Below are 22,814 nucleotides of genomic sequence, written 5' to 3'. Positions count from 1 at the left end.
CCCTGTGATCAAACCCGCTCGGGCCTTGGCAGCGACCAATCTCCGTAAATTCCCTTACCGGGCTCGCCCCGAATGTTTCGCGAAGGCCTCGGGTGGTATCGATTTGCCATCCCAATCGCTCCCGACAGGAGACGGATATGGTCCAGGTCTATTTTCACTGCTCCAACACCGAAGGCACGCTGATCGATCGCAGCGGCACCGCGGTGGCCAGCCTGACCGAGGCGCGTGACCGTGCGGCCCAGATCATGCACTCGATGATCTACACCCCGGGTGCCGAAGACTGGCGCGACTGGGTGATCCATGTCAGCGGCTCCGACGGCGAGGAGATCTTCGACCTTCCCTTCACCGCCATGCTCGGCAAGCCGCATTGAGGTGATGCCGTGCTGTTCGCTTCATTAACCCTGCTCTGCCAGCCCCTCAACTTCGTTGCCACCAAGTGGCAGAAGCTGGTGCGGATCGCAGGCAACCCCTACCGCCCCGAGCTTCACTACATGCGCGGGCCTGGCCCGAAATGGCACGCCAAATATCAGGCCAGCCGGCTGGACCGCAGGCTCTGAGCGCGGTTTCGTAAAGTTTCCACCGATCTTCGTCGTCATGGCCGGGCTTGTCCCGGCCATCCACGTCTTAGGACGCGGATGCCGAGACGTGGATGCCCGGGTCAAGCCCGGGCATGACGAGTGAGCGAAAGCGTGCCCCACCTTACCTCCCCGTAAACTTCGCCTTGCGCTTCTCGACGAAGGCGGTGCGGCCCTCGATGGCGTCGGCGCTCTTGCGGATCGTGGCCTGAACCTCGATCTCGCGGCGGAACTGCGCCTCGTAATCCGCATGCTCGCTCTCCTCGACAAGCGCGCGCGTTGCGACCAAAGCCCGCGTCGGCCCGTCCGCCAGACGGCGCGCCAGGGCCAGCGCCTCGTCCATCAGCTTCGCATCGTCGACGACCTGACGCACCAGGCCGATCTCCTGCGCGCGTTCGGCCGTCAGGGGCTCGTTCAGCAACATCAGCTCGAGGGAGCGCTGCCGGCCGACCAGCCGCGGCAGCAGCCAGGTCGAACCGAGATCGGGCACCAGGGCGATGCGGCTGAACACCTGGATGAAGCTCGCCGACCGCGCTGCAACAATCATGTCGCCGGCCATCGCAAGGCTGAAGCCGCCGCCGGCCGCGACGCCGTTGACGGCGACCACGACAGGCACGCGGCATTCGCGCAACGCCTTGAACGCCGGCCAGTAGAAGCGCATCACGCCGGCCGCGATGTCCTCGCCCAGCGCTTCCGACGCCTTCAAATTCTGTCCTGAGCAAAATCCGCGCCCCGCGCCGGTGAGGACCAGCGCGCGGACGTCCGCATCCCCGGTCATCTCGGCGACGGCGGCGGCGAGCGCGCCAAGCAGGTCCGGCGTCATCGCGTTCAGGCTTGCCGGCTCGTCGAGCGTCAAGATCCCAACCGCGCCATCCCGCGCCTGTTTCACACCTGCCATGTCGCGTCTCCCTTTGGATTTTCTCGTTGGCGGCAATGTGCCATCCTTCGCGCGCCCCGCCAATGCTGCAGCTTCCGCGTCAGCGCAACGAAGCCAGAACAACCGAATCCAGAGATCAAGACGACATCATGCCTCATCAGTTCAGCCTCGCCCAAGCCGTCCGCAAACCCGCCGTCACATCCAAGGGCGGCATCGTCGCCTCGCAATCGCGGCGCGCGGCCGAAGTGGGCGCGCAAGTGCTGGCTGCAGGGGGCGACTGCGTGGACGCGATCGTCGCGACCACCTTCGCGCTGAACGTGCTGGAGCCCTGGAACAGCGGCATCGGCGGCGGCGGCGCGATGGTGTTGTACCGTGCCAAGGAAAATCGCACCGAGGTGATCGACTACGGCATGTGCGCGCCGCAGAGCCTGCGCACCACCGACTATCCGCTCAGCGGCGAAGGTGCGGCCTCCGATCTGTTTCCGTGGCCGCGGGTGAAGGACGATCGCAACATCCACGGCCCCGGCTCGGTCGCCGTGCCCGGCGTCGTCGCCGGCATGGAGGAGGCGCATCGCCGCTACGCCAAGATGCCGTGGAAGGATCTGGTCGCGCCGGCCGCCGCGCTCGCCGGAGAAGGCCTGCTGGTCGATTGGTGGACCACGCTGACAATCGCGGCATCGGCAGCCGATCTCAGGCGCTATCCCGCGAGCGCCGCCACCTTCCTGAAGGATGGCCTGCCGCCGAGCGCGCCGTGGGGCATCAAGTCCGAGACGCGGCTGCCGTTGGCCACGTTGAAGGCAACGTTGTCACACCTCGCCGCCGCCGGTCCGCGCGATTTCTACCAGGGCGACCTCGCCAAAAGCATCGCATCCGATATCAAGGCCGACGGCGGCTCGCTGTCGGTGGAGGATCTCGCCGCATTTCGCGCCCATCTGCGCGAGCCGCTGGCGATCCCCTATCGCGACGGCAAGGTGTATGCGACGCCGGAGCTCACGGCCGGACCGACCATGGCGCATGCGCTGCGCCTGTTGCAGCAGAGTCTGAAGCCGGGAAGCGCACCCGACGCGACCACCTACAGCGAATATGCGCTCGCCTTGCAAGCGGCCTTCCGCGAGCGGCTCAAGGACATGGGCGATGCCGACGGCAAGCGCTCGCTCGGCGCCGAATATCTGGCGCCCGCCTGCACCACGCATTTCTCCGTGGTCGACCGCCACGGCAATATCGCGGCGGTCACGCAGACGCTGCTCTCGTCCATCGGCTCGAAATACGTGACGCCGCACACCGGCATCGCCATGAACAACGGCATCATGTGGTTCGATCCGACGCCGGGCACCACCAACTCGCTCGCACCAGGCAAGCGCTGCCTCTGCAACTACACGCCCGTCATAGCCGAAACGAAGGACGGCAAGCGTCTCGCGGTCGGCGCCTCCGGCGGCCGCCGCATCCTGCCGTCGGTGATGCAGCTCGTGTCCTTTGCGATGGATTTCGGCATGGACCTCGACACGGCCATCCACCAGCCGCGCATCGACGCCAGCGAAGGCGCGGTCGTGATCGGCGATATCAGACTGCCGGCGGACGTACGCAAGACACTTGCTGCACGCTTCGACTATGAAGAGACGCAGGTGCAGGCCGTGCCGCAGAAGTTCGCCTGCCCCAGCGTGGTGATGCGCGAGGGCGATACGAATTCCGGCGCGGTCGAGATCTTCCAGCCCTGGGCCGACGCTGTCGCCGAATCCTGAGCGTCACGACTCCTCCGCATTTGCGCGCGACACCGCGATCGATGTTCGTTCGTCGAACGGACAGATGCGTGCCTAACAGGAGAGATTTCGGATGAAGAAACTTGCGCTCGCCGCGACACTGATCATCGCGGCCGGCTTCACCATGCCAAACGCCGCATTCGCCAGGGGCGGCCACGGACATGGTCATGGTCACGGCTATCATTGCGGATACCACGGACATCGCCATGCCACTCCGCCCGGATGGCACCACGGGCGCAAGGTCGGCTGGCGCGGCAGGGGCTGCCCGCCCGGCCTGTGGAAACAGGGTCGCTGCTGACGCCCTATCCGCAAGTCATGCAAGGCGTCGCTCCTGACGGGGGCGGCGCCTTCTTCTTCAAACGCCCAGCCGGTCCCGCACCCGTCCCGCGATCACAGCAGTCGTAACCCCCAACGGCCAGAACGCGTGCATCGGGATCGGCTTGATGCCCGTAACGGGCATGTCGATCTCGGCCTTGGCACCGCCGATCAGCCGGCGCGCGAGCTGCGCGCCCATCGCGGTCGAGAGCGCGACGCCGCGGCCGTTGCAGCCGAGCGAGATCAGGATGTTTTCCGCCGGCTCGTGCACATGCGGATAATGATCCTTGGTGATGGCGAGCCGACTGTTCCAGCCATGCGTCCAGGCGGCGCCCTTGAGCTGCGGCCATAGCCGCTCGGCATAACGCATGAGATAGGCGACATCGTTGGGCGACTTGATCCAGCGCATCGGGCCGCGGCCGCCCATCAAGAGGCGATTGTGCTGATCGATGCGGTAATAGACCGTGATATGTCCGCTCTCGTAGAGCACCGGCCGTGTCGGCATGATCGAGCGGGCGACCGCGTCGGAGAGCGGCGCCGTGGCGGCAATCGAGGAGAACACCGGCACGATGGTGCGGCGGAGCGCCGGCCAGAGATCGTCGGTGAAGCCGTTGGTGGCGAGCAGGACCTTGTCGGCATGCACCACCGCGCGCGGCGTCTCGATGCGCCAGCGCGCGCCGTCGCGACGGAGCGACAGCGCAGGCGTTTCGCCATGGACCTTCGCGCCCGCGGAGATCGCGGCGCGCGCAAGGCCGCGGGCGTAGCTGAGCGGATGCAGATCGCCGCCGCGCGTGTCCAGCATCGCACCGATGTAGCGGTCCGTGCCGGTCATCTCGCGCAACTGCTCGCGATTCAAATATTGCACCGGCATGCCGCGGCGGATGCATTGCTGCGCCGTCTTCTCGATCGCGGCGGCGCTGGCCTCATTGTAGGCCGCGCGCAGCGTGCCATTCTGCCGCGCTTCGCAAGGGATCTGGTAGCGGCGGATCAGGTCGTGCGTGAAATTGGTCGTGCCGTAGGAGAATTCGATCATGCGGCGGCCGAGCTCTGCGCCGAAATCGGCCTCGATCTGATCGGGGTCATGCTTCAGGCCGGGATTGGTGTGGCCGCCATTGTTACCCGACGCGCCCCAGCCGGGTTCCTGCGCCTCCAGCACCAGTGCCTCGACGCCTTGCTCTGCCAGATGCAAAGCCGTGGACAGGCCGGTGTAGCCGCCACCGACGATCGCAACGGAGACGGTCTTGTCGACATCGAGCGGTGGCGTCGCAACCGGCGCGACGGCGGTGTCGGCATAGAGCGAGGGCGGCAGAGGCAGGCGCGTAGTCATGATGAGGACCGATCAGAGCGGATGCAGCACGCGGCGCAAAAAGTCCTGCGTGCGCGGGTGCTGGGGTTGATTGAGGACGGACTTCGCCGCCCCCTGCTCGACGATGACGCCGCCGTCGATGAACAGCACGCGGTCGGCGACGTCGCGGGCAAAGCCCATCTCGTGGGTGACGACGACCATGGTCATGCCGTCATCGGCGAGCTTGCGCATCACGCCGAGCACGTCACCGACCAGCTCGGGGTCGAGCGCCGAGGTCGGTTCGTCGAACAGGATCGCCTTTGGCTGCATCGCGAGTGCGCGCGCGATGGCGACGCGCTGCTGCTGGCCGCCGGAGAGCTGCGGCGGATGCGCATCCGCCTTTTCGGCGAGGCCCACCTGACCGAGCAGCGCGCGGCCGCGCTCGAGCACCTGCGCACGCGGCTCCTTCTTTACGAACAACGGGCCTTCGACGACGTTCTCCAGCACGGTGCGATGAGGGAACAGGTTGAAGCGCTGGAATACCATCGAGACCTGGGTGCGGACCTTCACGATGGAGGGCGCATCGCGGTCGACCTTCAGTCCCTCGACGTTGATCTCGCCGCGGTCGTAGCTTTCCAGCCCGTTGATACAGCGCAGGATCGTCGACTTGCCGGAGCCCGAGGGGCCAATGATGCAGACCACCTCGCCCTTCTGGACGGAGGCCGTGATGCCCTTGAGCACCTCGTTCTGGCCAAAGCTCTTGTGGACGTCGGTGAGCTCGATCATTTCTTGCCCGCCCGCTTCTCGAAGTGACGGACCAGCAGGATCAACGGGATGCTCATGGTGAGGTACATCAGCGCCACAAGCGTGAACACGTTGGTGTTCTTGAAGGTCGAGGACGCGATCAGCTTGCCCTGAAGGGCAAGCTCGGCGACCGTGATGGTGGAGGCTTGCGACGAATCCTTCAGCATCATGATCATGACGTTGCCGTAGGGCGGCAGCACGATGCGCACTGCCGGCGGCAGCACCACGCGGCGCATGGTCAGCCACCAGCCCATGCCGATCGACTGCGCCGCCTCGATCTGGCCTTTGTCGATCGCCTCGATGCCCGCGCGGAAATTCTCGGCCTGGTAGGCCGAATAAGCGATGCCGAGCCCGAGGATCGCGGCCTGCAAGGCCGACAGCGTGACGCCGAGATCGGGCATCACGAAATAAAGATAGAACAACAGCACGATGATCGGGATGCCGCGGATCACGTTGATCAGGCTGGCGCTGAGCATCGACAGCACCTTGATGCCCGAGACCCGCATCATCGCCCAGATCAGACCCAGCACCGTCGAGAGCAGCAGCGAGCCGATGGTGACGACGATCGTCAGCGCGACACCGCTCATCAGGATCGGGAAGAACTCGACGGCGTCGTGCCAGAAGCCTTTCATCGGACAGCCTTACCAGCCTCTGTCGATCAACCCTGCGCCTTCTGACCCCACTTTTCGAGAATCTTGTCGATGGTGCCGTTGGCTTTCAGCTTCGCCAGCGAAGCGTTGATCTTGCCGAGCAGCGCGGCCTCGCCCTTGCGGACGCCGATGCCGACCGAGCCGACGGTGACGGGTTTGTAGCCGTCGACCAGACGCACCTCGGGGAAACCGCCCTGCTTCAGATTGTAGGCGAGGATCGGATAGTCGGCGTAGCCGGCCTTGAGGCGACCGGTGTTCACGTCGCGCAGGATGTCCGGGATGGTGTCGTAGGCCTTGACGTCGGCGAACAGGCCGGACTTCTTCAGCGCATCGACGAAGGCGGTGCCGACCTGGGCGCCGACCGTCTCGCCCTTCAGATCATCCTGCGTGGTATAGGCCTTGGTGTCGCTCTTCGGGACCACCAGGCCTTCGCCGTAGGTGTAGATCGGATCGGAGAAGTCGACGACCTCCTTGCGCGGCGCGGTGATGAACATCGCCGCCGCAATGATGTCGATCTTGCCCGATGTCAGCGACGGGATCAGCGCGGAGAACGCCATCGGCTCGATCTGCACGCTGAGGCCGGCGTCCTTGCCGACCTCGGTGACGATGTCGACCATGATGCCCTGGATGGTGTTGGTCTTGGTGTCGAGGAAGGTGAAGGGAATGCCTGTCGGCGTCGAGCCGACCTTCAGCACCTGCTGCGCCGAAGCCGGCATCACCGCTGCAATCGCGAGCGCCGCGACCGCGGCCAGACCAAAACGCTTCATCGCATCCCCCTTTGGGCTTGGCCGATGTCGGCGCTCGCGCATGTCGTGATCAGACGTTGCGGGCCAAGCCGTTTCGGCCTATTTTCACCAATATGAAAATTTGGTCACACTTTCGCGGGCGATGCAAGCGGTTTTCATGCACATGAAGGAAGCGGTTTGACGTGAGCGGTGGCAAAAGAATGCGCAAACCGGCCGCCGCAAGGCCGGCGAGGACGGTGAAGGCCAGGAAGGTGCCGGTCAAGGCCAACCCGGCCGAGCCCGCGATGGATGTCGCGGTCGGCCGCCGCATCCGGGATCTCAGGCGTATCAGGCAATTCTCGCTGGAGACGGTGGCCGCGCGCACGGACCTGTCGATCGGCTTTCTGAGCCAGATCGAGCGCGGCCTGTCGTCGCCGTCACTGCGCGTGCTGGCCACACTCGCAGACGTGCTCGGCGTCGGCATCGCCGCGCTGTTCGGCGCAAGCCCGAGCGCCGACGGCGTCTCCGATCAGGTGGTGACGCGCCGGCCCCAGCGGCCCGAACTGAAACTCTGGCGCACCGGGGTGTCGAAGCAGTTGCTGAGTCCGGCGAGCAGCGACAACCGGCTCAATCTGTTCCTGGTGCATCTCGAGCCCGGCGGCTCCACCGGCGACGAACTCTACACCCACGACGGCGAAGAGGCTGGTCTGGTGCTCGAAGGCGAGATGATGCTGACGGTGGACAGCGAGACGTGGTCGCTGAAGACCGGCGACAGCTTTCGGTTCGCGAGCCGAAGGCCGCACCGGTTTTCCAATCCGGCCAATGATGCGAAGGCCGTGGTGCTGTGGGTGAATTGCGTGACGGGGGCGGGGTAGTTTTTTTGTGCCGTGAGCACGGCCTCAGTCCCGTCATCCTGAGGTGCTCGCGCAGCGAGCCTCGAAGGATGCACGGCCGCGATGCAGCCGGGCCGTCGCCCTTCGAGGGCCGCTGAAGAAGCGGCCACCTCAGGGTGACGGTGATGGATGGGATACGCGGAGCTTCAACATCGTCATTGCGAGCGAAGCGAAGCAATCCAGAGTCTTGCCGCGGAGACATTCTGGATTGCTTCGTCGCTGCGCTCCTCGCAATGACGAGCAGATAGAGCCTTAGCCGAACCGATACTTGTACCGGTCCACCGTCAGCGCACTCACATCGACCTCCGGCTTCCTGCCCGACAGCATGTCCGCCAGCACGCGGCCGGAGCCGCAGGACATGGTCCAGCCGAGCGTGCCATGGCCGGTGTTGAGGTGGAGGTTGCCGTACTGCGTCGGGCCAATCACCGGCGGGCCGTCCGGCGTCATCGGACGCAGGCCGCTCCAGAACGTCGCCTTGGAGAGATCGCCGCCGCGCGGGAACAGATCGGTCAGCGAATGATCGAGCGTGGCGCGGCGGGCGTCGTAGAGCTGGCTCGAATAGCCGGAGATCTCGGCGGTGCCGCCGACGCGGATGCGATTGCCGAGGCGGGTGATCGCGACCTTGTAGCTCTCGTCCATCACGGTCGATTCCGGCGCGCCGGAGGCGTCCTTGATCGGCACCGTGATCGAGTAGCCCTTCACCGGATAGACCGGCAATGAGATGCCGAGCGGTGCAACGAGCCGCGACGACCAGCTTCCGAGCGCGAGAACGTAGGCATCGGCCTGCAACGTGCCCGCACTGGTCACGACACCACTGACACGCGCGCCGTCCGTGACGATGCGATCGATGCCGGTGTTGAACATGAAGCGTACGCCGAGCGCTTCGGCATGCTTGGCCAGCGCCTGCGTGAACATGTGGCAGTCGCCGGTCTCGTCCTGCGGCAAGCGAAGCCCGCCGGCAAACTTCTCCTTCACGGCGGCGAGCGCCGGCTCGACCGCGATGCAGCCCTCCCGGCTCAACACCTCGAAAGGAACGCCATACTGCTTGAGCACGGCGATGTCCTCACCGGTGCCATCGAGCTGCGCCTGGTGGCGGAACAACTGCAAAGTGCCCTGCGAACGCTCGTCATATTGAATGCCGATGTCGCGGCGCAGATCGCGCAGGCAATCGCGGCTGTATTCCGCGATCGGGATCATCCGGCTCTTGTTGACCGCGTAACGCGCGCTGGTGCAGTTGCGCAGCATCTTGGAGAGCCAGACCCACATGACAGGATCGAGCTTCGGCCGGATCACCAGCGGGCCGTGCTTCATCAGCAGCCATTTGATCGCCTTCACCGGCACGCCGGGGCCGGCCCAGGGCGAGGAATAGCCGGGCGACACCTCGCCCGCGTTGGCGAAAGAAGTCTCCAGCGCCGGCTCGGGCTGACGGTCGACGACCGTCACCTCATGACCGGCACGCGCAAGGTAGTAGGCAGAGGTGACACCGATGACACCGCTGCCGAGGATCAGAACTTTCACGCTTCGTCAAACTCCCGCGGCATCACGCTCGCCGCTGCAAGAACAAACTCCGCAACGGCGAGAGCAATTATCAGGCCACCCGCTTGATAGCGTCGCCCAGGATCGACACCATGTCGTCGATATGGCTCTTCTCGACGATGAGCGGGGGCGACAGCGCAAAGGAGTCGCCGCTCATGCGGAAGTACAGACCGCGATTGAAGCAATCGACCATCACGTCGTAACCGCGCGCCCCGACCGCACCGTCACGCGACGACAGCTCGACAGCGCCCATCAGGCCGCAATTGCGGATATCGACGACGTTCGGCAGGCCCTTCAGCGAATGCAGCGCATCGCGCCAGTATTCGGCGATCGACGCACCGCGCGTGAGCAGGCCCTCGTCCTTGTAGATGTCGAGCGTCGCGATGCCGGCGGCACAGGCGGTCGGATGCGCCGAATAGGTGTAGCCGTGGAACAGCTCCATCTGGTTCTCCGGGCCGACCATAAGGCCGTCGTGAACCTTGCGGCTCGCGAACACCGCGCCGCAGGGAATGGTGCCGTTGGTGATGCCCTTGGCCGTCGTCATCAGGTCCGGCGTGACGCCGAAGAAGTCGGCGGCGAACGGCGTGCCGAGGCGGCCGAAGCCGGTGATGACCTCGTCGAAGATGAGGAGAATGCCGTGCTTGTCGCAGATCTCGCGCAGGCGCTTGAGATAGCCCTTCGGCGGCGGCAGCACCGCGGTCGAGCCCGGCACCGGCTCGACGATCACGGCCGCGATCGTCTCGGCGCCGTGCAGGCCGACCAGACGCTCGAGATCGTCGGCGAGTTCGGCGCCATGCTCAGGCTGGTCCTTGGCGAAGGCGTTGCGGGTGAGATCGTGGGTGTGGCGGATGTGGTCGACGCCCGGCAGGTGGGTCGCGAAGGCGCGGCGATTGGCGACCATGCCGCCGACCGACATGCCGCCGAAGCCGACGCCGTGATAGCCGCGCTCGCGGCCGATCAAACGGGTGCGGCTCGCCTGGCCGTTGGCGCGGTGATAGGCGAGCGCGATCTTCAGCGCCGTGTCGACTGACTCGGAGCCGGAATTGGTGAAGAAGACGCGGTCGAGACCCTTCGGCGCGATCTCGGCGAGACGCTCAGCGAAGTCGAATGCCAGCGGATGGCCCATCTGGAACGACGGCGCGAAGTCCAGCGTCATCAGCTGCCGCTCGACCGCGGCGGCGATCTGCTTGCGGCCGTGGCCGGCATTGACGCACCAGAGACCGGCGGAGCCGTCGATCACCTTGCGGCCGTCGACGGTGGTGTAGTGCATGCCCTCGGCCGAGGAGAACAGGCGCGGCGCCTTCTTGAACTGACGGTTGGCCGTGAACGGCATCCAGAACGAGTCGGTCTTGATAGTGTTCGGAATCTGATGAAGGGTCACGGGCCACGCTCCTTTGCTGACCGGATAGCAGAGGCACGGCTTCGGAAGCGCAACAAGTCCTTTTCTGGTCACCTGCAAGCCATTGATTTTACTGGGGCTGCCGGTCCATATTTGCGCGATCCGCAACACCTGCAACAGGGACCAGGGGCATGAGCGTCGACATCGGTGGACGGCTGCGATTCATTCGGGCACACCACAAGCTGTCGCAGCGCGAGCTCGCCAAGCGCGCCGGGGTCACCAATTCGACGATCTCGCTGATCGAATCCAACCAGATGAACCCGTCGGTCGGCGCGCTCAAGCGCATCCTCGACGGCATCCCGATGGGGCTTGCAGAGTTCTTCGCGCTGGAGCCGGAGTCGCGGCGCAAGATCTTCTACCGCGCCGAGGAGCTGACCGAGGTCGGCAAGAAGCCGATCTCGTATCGCCAGATCGGCGACAATCTGTTCGGCCGCAGCTTGCAGATTTTGAAAGAGCGATACGAGCCCGGCAGTGACACCGGACGCGTTCACCTCGTCCACGACGGCGAGGAAGGCGGCATCGTGATCTCCGGCAAGCTCGAAGTCACCGTCGAGGACGAGCGCCGCATCCTCAATCCCGGCGATGCCTATTACTTCGAGAGCCGTCGCCCGCATCGCTTCCGCTGCGTCGGCGGCAAGCCGTGCGAAGTGATCTCGGCCTGCACGCCGCCGACGTTTTGAAGCGCATCGGCTTTATCCGGGATCCTACGGAGTGCCCCGGTGTCTTACGGAGCTTGAGCCATCTCAATTTCTGCGCGCCAAACCCCTATATGTTGCGAAACGTAGCCGAGAGACATTCCGGCACCGCTCCACAACCGGGCTCGCAGATGAAGATCACGCTCGCCAATGCAGAGGCTGCGCTCGATGAAGTGCAGCGCGACACCGACAAGCTCCATTCGCAGGAGCTGCGCAAGGCTATTGCCGACTACATCGAGACACAGCGAGAAGCGCTGAAGGCGCTCCGCAAGAAACTGCACTAGCAGGAGGCGGCGGAACGAGAAGATCTCGTCCCGCCTTTTTGCCTCAACGCTGCGTCAACAACTCCTCGATCCTGATCGGAAAGCGACGGACGCGCACGCCGGTCGCATGCCACACCGCGTTGGCGACCGCGCCGGCGCTGCCGGTGATGCCGATCTCCCCGACGCCCTTGATGCCGAGCGCATTCACATGCGGATCGTGCTCGTCGACCGTGATCACGTCGAGCGGCGGCACGTCGGCATTCACGGGGATGTGGTACTCGCCGAGATTGGCATTCATGATCCGGCCGCTGCGGCGGTCGGTGATGGCTTCCTCATGCAGCGCGAAGGACATGCCCCAGATCATGCCGCCGAACAGCTGGCTCTTCACCAGATGCGGATTGACGATGCGCCCAGCCGCGAAGGCACCGACCATGCGGGTGACGCGGACCTGGCCGAGCTCGGGATCGACCTTCACCTCCGCAAACACCGCCCCGTGGGCATGCATCGCATATTCCTCCATCGCGGCCGGGTTCGGCGCGCCGATGCCGCGCGCCTCGACCTCGGCGACGCCGGCACGCGCGAGGATCTCGACGTAGCTCTCGCCGCGGCTCTCGTCGTCACGCCGGATCAATCGGCCATCGCGCGCGATCACGCCGGCATTGCCGGCGCCGAACAGCGGCGAGCGCTCGTCGCTGGTGGCGAGATCGGCGAGCTTTGCGACCACGGCCGCACCGGCACTGTGGATCGCAGCACCCGCGGTCGCGGTGTGCGCCGAACCACCGGCGATGCCGGCATCGGGTAGGTCGGATGAACCAGCCTTGAACTCGACGCGGTCGATGTCGAGCCCAAGTTCGTCGGCCGCGATCTGGGCGAGTGCCGTCCAGGCACCCTGCCCCATGTCATGCGCGCCGATTTCCATCGCGCCGCTACCGTCGCGGCGGAGCACTGCGCGCGCTTCGGCCTGGAACATCAGCGCCGGGAAGGTCGCCGTGCCCATACCCCAGCCGACCAAGAGCCCGGCATCATCACGCATCTGCCGCGGCTGGAGCAAACGCTTCGACCAGCCGAAGCGCGCCGCGCCCTGCTCGTAGCAGGCCCGCAGCGCCTTCGACGAGAACGGTTTCCCCGTGATCGGCTCGACCTCGGCGTAGTTGTTCAGGCGGAAAGCCAGCGGATCGATGCCGCAGGCCCAGGCCATTTCGTCGATCGCGCTTTCGAGCGCGATCGAGCCGGTAGCCTCGCCGGGCGCGCGCATGAACAGCGGCGTGCCGGTGTTAACGCGCACGGCGTCGTGCGAGGTGCGGATCGCCGGGCTGGCATAGAGCGTATGCGAGGCATCCGCGGCGGGCTCGTAGAAATCGTCAAACGTGCTCGACACGGTTCTGGCGTGATGATCGAGCGCAGTCAGACGCCCCTGGCCGTCCGTGCCGATGCGCAACCGCTGGCGCGTCGGTGCACGATGACCGACCGGGCCGTACATCTGCTCACGGCGCAGCACCAGCTTGACCGGCTTGCCGACCAGCTTTGCGGCCATGATGCCGAGGACCGGCGGACCAGCCATCAGCCCCTTCGAGCCAAAGCCACCGCCGAGGAACGGGCTGCGGATGTGGATCTTGTCATGCGCGATGCCGAACAACTCTGCCACGCGCGCAAGCGACAGCATGAGACCCTGGGTCGGCATGTCGATCTGCAGACTGTCGCCATTCCATGTGGCTACAATCGCATGCGGCTCCATCGCGTTGTGATATTGCGGCGGCGTTTCGTAAATCGCGTCGATCTGCTTCTCGGCCGCGGCAAGGCCCGCTTCGACATCGCCGAGGTGATTTTCGGTGGGATTGCCGACGCCGACCACCGGCGGCACGTAACTCTCGCCGGCATCGAGGCCGACCAGCGCGGGCAGCGTCTCGTAGCGCGGCGCCAGCAGCACCGCGCCTTCCGTCGCGGCCTCCAGCGTCTCGGCGATCACGACGGCGATGGGCTGGTTGGCGTAGCGGACCTCGTCGCTTTGCAGGACCTCCATCCGGAACACGAACGGATTGGTCTTGATCTCCGGATCGATCGCGAGCTGCGGCTTGTGGTCCGGTGTCATGACGTCTACGACGCCGGGATGGCGTTTGGCGGCAACGACATCGAGCGAGGTGACGCGGCCACGCGCGATGCTGGCGACGGCCATCACAGCAAACAGCATGCCGGGCGGATGATTATCGGCAGCGTAGGTCGCCTGCCCCTTGACCTTGAGGACGCCGTCGCGCCGGGTCAGGGGCTGACCGATGTTCGAGCCGTGGCGCAGATGGGCGGGAGAGCTGGATAGATTGAGCTCAGGCATGGATGGCTCCGGACGTCGAGGCAAAGGGAGAGGCCGGCAGCGCGGGAATGCGCGCGGGCGTACCGGCGGCGGCAAGGGTCAGCGCGCGCACGACGATGCGGCGTGCGAGCTCGATCTTGAAGACGTTGTCGCCGGACGGTTTTGCGTCGGCGAGCGCGCGCCAGGCCGCTTCCTGGAAGGCATCTGCCGTGGGCGTAACGCCCTTGAGCACGTCTTCCGCGGCACGAGCGCGCCAGGGCTTTGCGGCGACGCCGCCGAGCGCCAGCCGCGCCTCCGCAACCTTGCCGTTCTCGATCCGCAACGCAGCCGCGGCCGAGACCACGGCGAACGCGTAAGACGTTCGCTCGCGAACCTTGAGGTAGCGCGCATGCGCGGCGAAGCCGCGCGCCGCGGGCGGCAGTCGCACCGCGACGATGAGGTCGCCGGGTTCGAGCGCCGATTCATGCTCGGGCGTATGGCCCGGCAGGCGATGCAGCGCGTCGAGCGCGATCTCGCGGCAGCCGTTCCTGCCCTCGATCTCGACGACGGCGTCAAGCGCGACCAGAGGCACGCAGAAGTCCGACGGATGCGTGGCGATGCAGCTCTCGCTCCAGCCGAGCACGGCATGGGTGCGGTTCTCGCCCTCACGGGCGTCGCAACCGGAGCCAGCCTCGCGCTTGTTGCAGCGGCTGGCGGTGTCGTAGAAATACGCGCAGCGCGTCCGTTGCAGCAGATTGCCGCCGACGGTCGCGGCATTGCGCAGTTGCGCGGACGCACCGGACAGCAGCGCCTCGGCGACGGCCGGGTAGGACTTCGCGAAGTTTGCGTCATGCGCGAGATCGGCGTTGCTCATCAGCGAGCCGATGCGCAACGATCCGTCAGCGAGAGTTTCGATCTGATCGAGCCCGTCGAGATGCGTGACGTCGACCAGACGATCCGGACGGCTGACGCCGCCCTTCATCAGATCGAGCAGATTGGTGCCGGCGGCGAGATAGGCCGCGCCCGGCTGCGCGGCCGCCGCAACGGCCTCGGCCACCGTGGCCGGCCTGATATAATCGAACGGTTTCATGCGGAGCGCCTCTGATTGGATTCGTCCATGCCGGCCTGGGCTTCCAGCACGGCATCGACGATGCCGGCATAGGCGCCGCAGCGGCAGAGATTGCCGCTCATGCATTCGCGGATGCGCTCGGGATCGTTGCCGGCCTGAGCCTCTTGCATCATGCCGATCGCGCTCATGATCTGGCCGGGCGTGCAGAAGCCGCACTGGAATCCGTCATGGGCGATGAAGGCCGCCTGCACGGGATGAAGCTGGTCGCCGCGCGCCACGCCTTCGATGGTGAGGATGTCGGCGCCGTCATGGCTGATGGCGAGCGCGAGGCAGGAGTTGATGCGCTTGCCGTCGACGAGAATGGTGCAGGCGCCGCACTGGCCGCGGTCGCATCCCTTCTTGGTTCCGGTCAGATGGAGGCGCTCACGCAGGAGATCGAGCAGCGTGACGCGCGGATCGTCGAGGACGAAGTCGCGCCGCGCACCGTTCACGGTGAGGCTGATGGAGTGGTTCATACAAGGCTCCGATCAGATATGGACATGAGTCATCGGCCAGCGCGCCACCTCCGTGGCCGCCGTCGACATACGTTGGCCGGGCGGAACCCCGCCAACATGTCAAGGAAGATACGGAGGCACCCTCCGCTTAACAAGGGCCGCCGAAAAATATTTGGAATTCGTCAAAAGCCCATGCGCAGACAACGCGATGCAGGCCCGCGAGGGTTCAATCTAACCAATTCGTGATCTACATTACCGCCATGGACGACCAGACCGACCAGATTCGGAAGCCCCGCGCCGACGCCGTGCGCAATCGCGAGCGCGTGCTCGAGGCGGCGAAGGTCGTCTTCAATGCAGGCGGTCCTGAGGCAAGCCTGGAAGCCGTCGCCAAACGCGCCGGCGTCGGCATCGGCACGCTCTATCGGCATTTCCCGACTCGCGAGGATTTGTTCGAGGCGGTGTACCGGCGTGAGGTCGAGCAGCTCAGCGAGCTCGCCGAGCAGCTGAAAACCGCGAAGGACCCGGTCGATGCGCTACGGCGCTGGCTGCGGTCCAATGTCGAATTCGTGGCCACAAAAAAGGGCATGTCTGCCGCGCTGGCACTGACGTTCCAGAGTTCCTCAGAGCTGGCGGCGTTCTCGATGGACCGGCTGACCAAGGCGATCGGCTCGCTACTCGATCGCGCGGTCGCGGCCGGCCAGATGCGCGGCGATGTCAGCCCGGAGGACCTGCTGCGCACGCTCGTCGGGATGTGCTACATGCACGACCAGCCCGGCTGGCAGTCCTCGGTGCTGCGCATGCTCGACGTGTTCGTGGACGGGCTGCGGGTGCAGCCGGCCGGCAAGGCGAAGGCGCGTGCCGCCAAGCCTACGAAGCCGGCGGTGAAACGGAAGCGATAGCACGCCGTATTTCCCATGGGGCGTGCTAGTGTTGGCATCGCCGGGATTTCAACGCGGAGCCTGTCATGCGCATCGCCGCCTTGCTCGTCGCTATCTGCGTTATCTTCAGCTCCGTCTCGGCACGTGCCGACGACGTCGCGGCGGCGCAAGGCGTCATCCGCGCCCAGGAACAGGCTTTCGCGCGCGACGATGCGGTGGCGGCCTATTCCTACGCCGCGCCGGCGATTAAAGAAATCTTCCCCGCCCCCGATATCTTCATGTCCATGGTGCAGAACGGCTACGCGCCGGTCTACCGGCACAAGAGTTTTGAGTTTGGCGAGAGCAGGAGCCAAGGCAACTGGATCTCCCAGCACGTCCACATCATCGATGCCAATGGCGAAGCCTGGGAGGCGCTGTACACGCTCGAGCAGCAGAGCGACGGCAGCTACAAGATCACCGGTTGCTCGCTGCTCAAGCCGGGACGAGAAGTTTAGGTCGCAAAACCCGGTCCCGTCTTGACTGTATTCATTCGCGACCGGATCAGCAGCGTCAGCACGATGCCGACATTGAGGGCATTCCACGCCACCCCGTTCGCGAACGCCGCAGCGTAGGAGCCCGTCGCGTCGAAGATGACGCCCGACACCCAGCCGCCGAAGGACATGCCGAACACCGAGGCAAAGATCACGATGCCGACGCGGGTTGCGGCCTCGCTCGCCGGCATCGCCTCGCGCACGATGATGGCGTAGCTCGGCACGATGCCGCCCTGGAACAGGCCGAACATCGCGGAGATCAGATAAAGCGAGGTCAGGCTGTCGAAGAACAGATAGAAGACCAGCGCAAAGCCCTGCGCCAGCGATCCGACCAGCAGGGTGCGGATGCCGCCGATCTTGTCGGCAAGGTAGCCCGAGCCGATGCGGCTGACGATGCCGCAGGCCATCATCAGCGACAGCATTTCGGCGCCGCGCGCCACGCCATAACCGAGATCGCCGCAATAGGCGACGATGTGCACCTGCGGCATCGCCATGGCGACGCAGCAGGAGATGCTGGCGATCGAGAGCAGCACGGTCAGCGTATTGGTCGAAAGCTTGAGATCGACCCGCGGCGGCCGCGCATTGGCGTGATTGTGGACCTTGTCGTCACCCATCTGCGCGCGCAGGACCAGCACCAGGATCGTCATCAAGACCACGCAAACGAGGGCGATGCCGATATGCGTGTAGCGCCAGCCGATCGTCTGCATGCCCGAGCTGATGAGCGGCGGCCACATCGTACCCGCGACGTAATTGCCGCTCGCGACGATGGTCACGGCAAGTCCGCGATAGCGTTCGAACCAGTGCGAGGCCTCCGCCATCAGCGGCGCGAAGGTCGCCGAGGTGCCGAGCCCGATCAGGAAATAGGCCGCGACGAACTGCCAGAGCTGGGTCGAGAGCCCCGCCAGCACATTGGCAACGCCGATGAAAGCGATGCTGATCGCCATCGCCGGCACGATGCCGAACTTGTCGGTGATCTTGCCGGCGATCACGCCGCCGAGGCCGAAGCCGAACATCATCAGTGTGAAGGCCAACGACACCGCAGCACGCGTGGCGGCGAACTCGGTCTGCACGACGGGAATCACCACGACGACCGCCCACATGCCGACGCCACCGATCGAGCCGATCAGCAGCGCAAGCAACAGCCGCACCCAAGCCTGACGTGAATCAGGGGTGAATGAGGCCGGTTTCTGTCCTGGAAGATTCGGCGCGTGCACGGGCCGGACCATGTTCGCTGACCGCCTTTCGGTCAACCATCGTGCCGCGATATTGGGCATGCGCAGTGCACTGCGGTAAGAAGATGCTTGGCGAAGCCGCGCTTTGCCATTAGTTTGCAATCTGCGTGTGCAACATTGCCGCGTGAGGAGCCTGTTGGCGGAATGCTGTTGCGATTGACGCGATCGATGCGGATCAGGGTGGGGCGCCTCATTGCCCTCGCCTATCTGTTCTGCGTGCTCGCTCCGGCGGCGGCGCTTGCCTGGGGTAGCGGTCCGGCGCCGTGCCTCGACGACGCACTGCTCGCCGATCTCGCGCCGGCGCATCACCACATGCAGGCCAGTCATACGCATGGCGACGTGCCGCATGACCACGCAGGCACGCACGCGCATCATCAGGCTGCCGCACAGGACGCGCCCGCCCAACATCACCATGACGGCAAGGCTGGCCCGTGCTGCGCAATGATGTGCGTGAGCGCCCTGCCGGCCGACCTGCCCAGTGTCGCCAAGCCGCTTCAGCCGATCTCCGCCTGCGCGCCCGAGATCGTGGCCAGCCTGCACAGCGCGGCGCCGCCTCAGCACTACCGCCCTCCCATCGCCTGATCTGACGCGACGACGTCGGGCCGCACGCGCATCCGCGCGCGCGAACCTGTGGTCTTTACGACAGATCAGGGATGACTCATGCTTACCCTTTCCGGGGCGAAGTTCGCCGCCGCATCCGCGGCGCGTGGACGACACTATCGATTCAATTGGCCGCTGCTGGCCGCAACCGCATTGATCTTGTCCGGCTGCATGCCGGCAGCTGTGCCCGTGGCCGGCGCCGATCCCGCCGATCCGGCGGCGAAGGTCGCGCGCGTCGGCTATCGCTCGACGATTGCGCCCTACACCAGCCAGCGGCCTGCAGCGCCGGCACCGTGGCGCGAGCGCAACGACGCCGTCGCGCCGCAGCCGAAGCAAGACCGGTAGGAGCGCGCCATGGCACATCATTTTGCGCGGGGCCTGCTCGTACTCACAGCGCTCGGGCTCTCCGGCTGCATGGCATTCTCGCCGGACGGAGGCATGACGACGGTCTCGGACCTCACCAGCCAGACCATCAACAAGGACGTCGCCTTCGTGCGAACGGCCGAAGGCGCGGAGGCCGTCAACGCGGCCGTCCGCCGCTTGCTGGCACGCACGCTGACCACCGAGACGGCCGTGCAGATCGCGCTGCTCAACAACAAGGGACTGCAAGCGACCTATAACGAGCTGGCGCTGGCCGAGACCGAACTCGTCGAGCAGAGCCTGCCGCCCAATCCCGTGTTCTCGATCTCGCGCATCGCAGGGAATGGCGCGAGCGAGATAGAGCGTCAGGTGGTCGGCGACATCCTCGCGCTGGCCACGCTGCCGTTCCGCTCCGACATCGCCCGCGACCGTTTCCGTCAGGCGCAATTGCGCGCGGCGTTGGCGACGCTGCGGCTGGCCGCCGATGTCCGGCGCGCCTATTTCCGTGCGGTCGCCGGAAACGACATGGTGGCGCTGCTCACCGATGCGAAGGCGACGGCGGAATCGACGGCGCAGCTTGCGGTCAAACTCGGCGAGACCGGCTCGATCAACAAGCTCGATCAGGCCCGCGAGCAGGTGTTTTATGCCGAGACCACCGCCGACCTCGCTTCCGCGCGCCAGGCCGCGACGAGCGCCCGCGAAAGGCTCGCGCGCCTGATGGGGCTGTGGGACGGCGGCCTCGACTTCCGTCTGCCCGATCAACTGCCGCCGCTGCCGCGCCGGCCGCAGGCACTGCCCTCGATCGAGGCCGATGCGGTGGCCCATCGCATCGATCTTCAGATCGCGCGGCTGGAGCTGACGGCGCTGGCAAAGTCACTCAACCTCACCGAGGCGACGCGTTTCGTCACGCTGCTCGACCTCGCCGGCATCTCCCGCCGCACCCAGGACCCGGAGGGCCCGCCGTTCCGCGAACGCGGCTTCGACGTGCAGTTCCAGATCCCGATCTTCGACGGCGGCGAGGTGCGGATGCGGCAGGCGGCGGAGACCTACAATCTCGCCTTCAACCGCCTGACCGAGCGCGCTGTGAACGTCCGCTCCGAGGCGCGCGATGCCTATCGCGTCTATCGCTCCAGCTACGACATCGCCAGCCACTATCAGCGCGAGATCCTGCCGCTGCGCAAGATCATCACCGAGGAGATGCAGCTGCGCTTCTCCAGCATGCAGGTCGATATCTTCGCGCTGCTCACTGAAGCGCGGCAGCGCCTCGCATCGCTGCGCGGCGCGATCGATGCCAGGCAAAAATTCTTCCTCGCCCAGTCCGACCTCCAGACCGCCGTCAACGGCGGCGGCGTACCTGCGTCGGGCGGCGACACTTCAACCACCATCGCCGCGGCAGCACCTGCCGATGGCGGCCACTGAGATGGAGGCCAACATGTTTTCCCGTCGAGGATTTTTGGGCACCGCCGCGCTCGCCAGCGCGTCGGCCATCAGCAGCCGTGTGCAGGCCGCGTCCATTCCGGAAGCGCCTCACATGGACAAGGTGGTGATGCAGCCGCCGCTGCATCCGATCAGCGGCCCGGACTATCGCCCCGTGGTCACGCTGAACGGCTGGTCACTGCCGTTCCGCATGAACGGCGACTGGAAGGAATTCCACCTCGTTGCCGAACCCGTGGTGCGGGAATTCGCCGAAGGCATGAAGGTGAATCTGTGGGGCTATAACGGCCAGTCGCCGGGTCCGACCATCGAGGCGGTCGAGGGCGACAAGGTCCGCATCTTCGTCACCAACAGACTGCCCGAATACACCACCGTGCACTGGCACGGCATGATCATTCCCAGCGGCATGGACGGTGTCGGCGGACTGACGCAGCCGCACATCCAGCCGGGAAAAACATTCGTCTACGAATTCGAGATGAAGAAGAGCGGGACCTTCATGTACCACCCGCATTCCGACGAGATGGTGCAAATGGCGATGGGCATGATGGGCATGGTCGTCGTGCATCCGCGCGATCAAAGCTTCCGGCCCGTCGACCGCGACTTCGTCTTCGTGATGAGCACCTATCGCGTTGATCCCGGCACCTACCTGCCGCAGGTCAACGAGATGACCGACTTCAACATGTGGACCTGGAATTCGCGGGTGTTTCCCGGCATCGATCCCTTGCCGGTCAGGCTCGGCGACAAGGTGCGCGTGCGCATCGGCAATCTCAGCATGACCAACCATCCGATTCATCTGCACGGCCACAGCTTTGCGGTGACCTGCACCGATGGCGGCTGGATTCCGGAGAGCGCGCAATATCCGGAGACGACCACCGACGTGCCAGTCGGCGCGGTGCGCGTGTTCGACGTACTCGCCGACAATCCCGGCGACTGGGCGTTCCACTGCCACAAGTCGCACCACACCATGAACGCGATGGGCCACGAGGTGCGCAATCTGATCGGCGTGTCGCGCAAGGACCTCGCCAGGGCGGTCGGCAAGCTCGCACCTGACAGCATGGCGATGGGCTCGACCGGCATGGCGATGGGCAACATGGAGATGCCCGCGCCCGACAACACGCTGCCGATGATGACCGGCACCGGTCAGTTCGGGCCGATCGAGATGGGCGGCATGTTCACGGTGATGAAGATCCGCGAGGACCTCGCGCGCGACGATTATCGCGATCCCGGCCCCTACCAATTCCCGAAAGGCACCGTCGCCTACGAGGTCACGCCGCCGGCCGCGGAGCCGGCGCGGCAGCAAGGCGCGCCGATGAAGAACATGAAGATGTGAGCGTTTCGATGAACCACCACCAACTGGAGAACAAGATGAAGAAGACGATCAAACTCGGACTTGTGCTGGCTGCACTTTTGATCGCACCGGCCTTTGCCCACGACCAGCACGGGCACGGGACCTTTTCGGCCGGCGAGCCCGGCGATCCCAGGAAGCCCGCGCGCACGATCGAGATCCTGCTGAACGAGATGGACTACGCGCCCGCCAGGATCGAGGTCAAACGCGGCGAGCAGATTCGTTTCGTGCTGCGCAACGTCGGCAAGGAGGACCATGAATTCCTGCTCGCCACCACGAAGGAGAATCTCGCCCATGCCGTGGAGATGAAGAAGCATCCGCATATGGAGCACGACGATCCCAACGGCGTCAGGCTCGCGCCGAACAAGACGGCCGAGATCCTCTGGAAGTTCAGCAAGGCCGGCACGTTCGAATTCTCCTGCCTGATTCCCGACCACCGCGACTACGGCATGGTCGGCCACGTCACCGTCAAGTAACAAGGAAGACTCCCATGAACCGCACCATCCGTATCGCCGCAGCGCTGGCGCTGACCGTCAGTCTTGCCGCCGAAGCCTTCGCGGCCCAGGGCGCCGCGATCAGCGGCGAGGTCAAGAAGATCGACGAAGGCGCCGGCAAAATCACGCTCAAGCACGGACCGGCGAAAAGCCTCGGCATGGATGAGCCCATGACCATGGTCTATCGCGTCAAGGACCCCGCTTTGCTCAAGCAGGTGAAGGTCGGCGACAAGGTGACCTTCGAGGCCGAGGAGGCGGCTTCGGGGTATACGGTAACGACGATGCAGAAGGCGAAGTAGGGCTGCCCCCTCAACTGTCAT

Annotated in this window: 26 protein-coding genes; 15 read left to right on the top strand and 11 right to left on the bottom strand. The window is 65.5% G+C overall.

The window, feature by feature from the left end; translation table 11 throughout:
- Positions 1-137 precede the first annotated feature (137 nt).
- A complete protein-coding gene (locus AB7008_RS11165; RefSeq protein WP_014497658.1) occupies positions 138-371 on the top strand; it encodes a DUF6894 family protein in 234 nt (77 codons plus the stop codon).
- Positions 372-380: 9 nt separating this feature from the next.
- Positions 381-557, top strand: coding sequence for a hypothetical protein (locus AB7008_RS11160; RefSeq protein ID WP_014497659.1), 177 nt, complete (start codon positions 381-383; stop codon positions 555-557).
- A 142-nt stretch (positions 558-699) separates the two neighbouring features.
- On the opposite strand, the gene AB7008_RS11155 is transcribed toward AB7008_RS11160, so the two are convergent.
- The gene (locus AB7008_RS11155) at positions 700-1,473 is read right to left on the bottom strand and encodes an enoyl-CoA hydratase-related protein (RefSeq protein ID WP_304492834.1); all 774 of its coding nucleotides are present in this window, start codon (positions 1,471-1,473) and stop codon (positions 700-702) included.
- A gap of 128 nt (positions 1,474-1,601) precedes the next feature.
- On the opposite strand from AB7008_RS11155, the gene AB7008_RS11150 reads away from it, so the two are divergent.
- Positions 1,602-3,191: a gamma-glutamyltransferase family protein gene (locus AB7008_RS11150; protein WP_441258804.1), complete on the top strand. Its 1,590-nt coding sequence runs from the start codon at positions 1,602-1,604 to the stop codon at positions 3,189-3,191.
- Between the two features lie 91 nt (positions 3,192-3,282).
- Positions 3,283-3,507, top strand: a complete 225-nt coding sequence (locus tag AB7008_RS11145) for a hypothetical protein (protein WP_441258803.1) — start codon at positions 3,283-3,285, stop codon at positions 3,505-3,507.
- 57 nt (positions 3,508-3,564) lie between these two features.
- On the opposite strand, the gene AB7008_RS11140 is transcribed toward AB7008_RS11145, so the two are convergent.
- The 4 genes from AB7008_RS11140 to AB7008_RS11125 are packed head-to-tail and all read right to left on the bottom strand — an operon-like array spanning position 3,565 to position 7,030.
- Complete coding sequence (locus AB7008_RS11140; RefSeq protein WP_441258802.1) at positions 3,565-4,851, bottom strand: NAD(P)/FAD-dependent oxidoreductase; 1,287 nt, start codon at positions 4,849-4,851, stop codon at positions 3,565-3,567.
- Between the two features lie 12 nt (positions 4,852-4,863).
- Positions 4,864-5,595, bottom strand: coding sequence for an amino acid ABC transporter ATP-binding protein (locus AB7008_RS11135; RefSeq protein ID WP_248881504.1), 732 nt, complete (start codon positions 5,593-5,595; stop codon positions 4,864-4,866).
- Positions 5,592-6,245 carry an amino acid ABC transporter permease gene (locus AB7008_RS11130; RefSeq protein ID WP_304492831.1) on the bottom strand — a complete coding sequence of 218 codons (654 nt, stop codon included), beginning with the start codon at positions 6,243-6,245 and terminating at the stop codon, positions 5,592-5,594. The genes AB7008_RS11135 and AB7008_RS11130 overlap by 4 nt, the downstream gene beginning before the upstream one ends.
- Positions 6,246-6,271: 26 nt before the next feature.
- On the bottom strand, positions 6,272-7,030 hold the full coding sequence (locus AB7008_RS11125; protein WP_028158926.1) for an ABC transporter substrate-binding protein: 759 nt from the start codon (positions 7,028-7,030) through the stop codon (positions 6,272-6,274).
- Positions 7,031-7,209: 179 nt separating this feature from the next.
- On the opposite strand from AB7008_RS11125, the gene AB7008_RS11120 reads away from it, so the two are divergent.
- Entirely contained in the window at positions 7,210-7,863 is a 654-nt protein-coding gene (locus tag AB7008_RS11120) for a helix-turn-helix domain-containing protein (protein WP_441258801.1), read from the top strand.
- A 270-nt stretch (positions 7,864-8,133) separates the two neighbouring features.
- Here AB7008_RS11120 and AB7008_RS11115 read toward each other — a convergent pair whose 3' ends face one another.
- A complete protein-coding gene (locus AB7008_RS11115) occupies positions 8,134-9,399 on the bottom strand; it encodes a D-amino acid dehydrogenase (RefSeq protein WP_264621889.1) in 1,266 nt (421 codons plus the stop codon).
- A 70-nt stretch (positions 9,400-9,469) separates the two neighbouring features.
- A complete protein-coding gene (locus AB7008_RS11110) occupies positions 9,470-10,798 on the bottom strand; it encodes an aspartate aminotransferase family protein (RefSeq protein WP_049826414.1) in 1,329 nt (442 codons plus the stop codon).
- Positions 10,799-10,947: 149 nt separating this feature from the next.
- Here AB7008_RS11110 and AB7008_RS11105 point away from each other — a divergent pair, with 149 nt between their 5' ends.
- A complete protein-coding gene (locus tag AB7008_RS11105) occupies positions 10,948-11,496 on the top strand; it encodes a cupin domain-containing protein (RefSeq protein WP_014497670.1) in 549 nt (182 codons plus the stop codon).
- Positions 11,497-11,642: 146 nt separating this feature from the next.
- Positions 11,643-11,795, top strand: coding sequence for a hypothetical protein (locus AB7008_RS11100; protein ID WP_166082130.1), 153 nt, complete (start codon positions 11,643-11,645; stop codon positions 11,793-11,795).
- Between the two features lie 43 nt (positions 11,796-11,838).
- On the opposite strand, the gene AB7008_RS11095 is transcribed toward AB7008_RS11100, so the two are convergent.
- Genes AB7008_RS11095 through AB7008_RS11085 form a run of 3 tightly spaced genes read right to left on the bottom strand, consistent with a single transcriptional unit; the run spans position 11,839 to position 15,642 of the window.
- Positions 11,839-14,100, bottom strand: a complete 2,262-nt coding sequence (locus AB7008_RS11095) for a xanthine dehydrogenase family protein molybdopterin-binding subunit (RefSeq protein WP_304492829.1) — start codon at positions 14,098-14,100, stop codon at positions 11,839-11,841.
- The gene (locus AB7008_RS11090) at positions 14,093-15,148 is read right to left on the bottom strand and encodes an FAD binding domain-containing protein (RefSeq protein ID WP_441258800.1); all 1,056 of its coding nucleotides are present in this window, start codon (positions 15,146-15,148) and stop codon (positions 14,093-14,095) included. The genes AB7008_RS11095 and AB7008_RS11090 overlap by 8 nt, the downstream gene beginning before the upstream one ends.
- Positions 15,145-15,642, bottom strand: a complete 498-nt coding sequence (locus tag AB7008_RS11085; RefSeq protein ID WP_008140891.1) for a (2Fe-2S)-binding protein — start codon at positions 15,640-15,642, stop codon at positions 15,145-15,147. Before AB7008_RS11085 ends, AB7008_RS11090 begins: the two co-directional genes overlap by 4 nt.
- Positions 15,643-15,881: 239 nt before the next feature.
- On the opposite strand from AB7008_RS11085, the gene AB7008_RS11080 reads away from it, so the two are divergent.
- Both AB7008_RS11080 and AB7008_RS11075 read left to right on the top strand, forming a co-directional pair.
- A complete protein-coding gene (locus AB7008_RS11080; protein WP_304494133.1) occupies positions 15,882-16,520 on the top strand; it encodes a TetR/AcrR family transcriptional regulator in 639 nt (212 codons plus the stop codon).
- 65 nt (positions 16,521-16,585) lie between these two features.
- On the top strand, positions 16,586-16,993 hold the full coding sequence (locus AB7008_RS11075; RefSeq protein WP_041955024.1) for a DUF4864 domain-containing protein: 408 nt from the start codon (positions 16,586-16,588) through the stop codon (positions 16,991-16,993).
- Here AB7008_RS11075 and AB7008_RS11070 read toward each other — a convergent pair.
- On the bottom strand, positions 16,990-18,255 hold the full coding sequence (locus AB7008_RS11070) for an MFS transporter (protein ID WP_304492827.1): 1,266 nt from the start codon (positions 18,253-18,255) through the stop codon (positions 16,990-16,992). The genes AB7008_RS11075 and AB7008_RS11070 overlap by 4 nt on opposite strands.
- A 150-nt stretch (positions 18,256-18,405) precedes the next feature.
- Here AB7008_RS11070 and AB7008_RS11065 point away from each other — a divergent pair, with 150 nt between their 5' ends.
- The 6 genes from AB7008_RS11065 to AB7008_RS11040 all read left to right on the top strand — a co-directional run bounded on the left by AB7008_RS11065 (position 18,406) and on the right by AB7008_RS11040 (position 22,793).
- Complete coding sequence (locus tag AB7008_RS11065) at positions 18,406-18,843, top strand: hypothetical protein (protein ID WP_041955022.1); 438 nt, start codon at positions 18,406-18,408, stop codon at positions 18,841-18,843.
- Between the two features lie 78 nt (positions 18,844-18,921).
- On the top strand, positions 18,922-19,206 hold the full coding sequence (locus tag AB7008_RS11060) for a hypothetical protein (RefSeq protein ID WP_441258799.1): 285 nt from the start codon (positions 18,922-18,924) through the stop codon (positions 19,204-19,206).
- Positions 19,207-19,215: 9 nt separating this feature from the next.
- Positions 19,216-20,640: a TolC family protein gene (locus AB7008_RS11055; RefSeq protein WP_304492825.1), complete on the top strand. Its 1,425-nt coding sequence runs from the start codon at positions 19,216-19,218 to the stop codon at positions 20,638-20,640.
- Positions 20,641-20,653: 13 nt separating this feature from the next.
- Positions 20,654-21,985, top strand: coding sequence for a copper oxidase (locus tag AB7008_RS11050; RefSeq protein ID WP_304492824.1), 1,332 nt, complete (start codon positions 20,654-20,656; stop codon positions 21,983-21,985).
- Positions 21,986-22,020: 35 nt separating this feature from the next.
- Positions 22,021-22,476, top strand: coding sequence for a cupredoxin domain-containing protein (locus AB7008_RS11045; protein WP_304492823.1), 456 nt, complete (start codon positions 22,021-22,023; stop codon positions 22,474-22,476).
- Between the two features lie 14 nt (positions 22,477-22,490).
- Positions 22,491-22,793, top strand: a complete 303-nt coding sequence (locus AB7008_RS11040; protein WP_041955019.1) for a copper-binding protein — start codon at positions 22,491-22,493, stop codon at positions 22,791-22,793.
- Positions 22,794-22,814 lie beyond the last annotated feature (21 nt).

The organism is Bradyrhizobium sp. 521_C7_N1_3, assembly GCF_052075975.1.
Classification (GTDB): domain Bacteria; phylum Pseudomonadota; class Alphaproteobacteria; order Rhizobiales; family Xanthobacteraceae; genus Bradyrhizobium; species Bradyrhizobium japonicum.
Note: the sequence above shows the minus strand (reverse complement) of the source record. Positions and strands in the feature narration are given on the sequence as shown.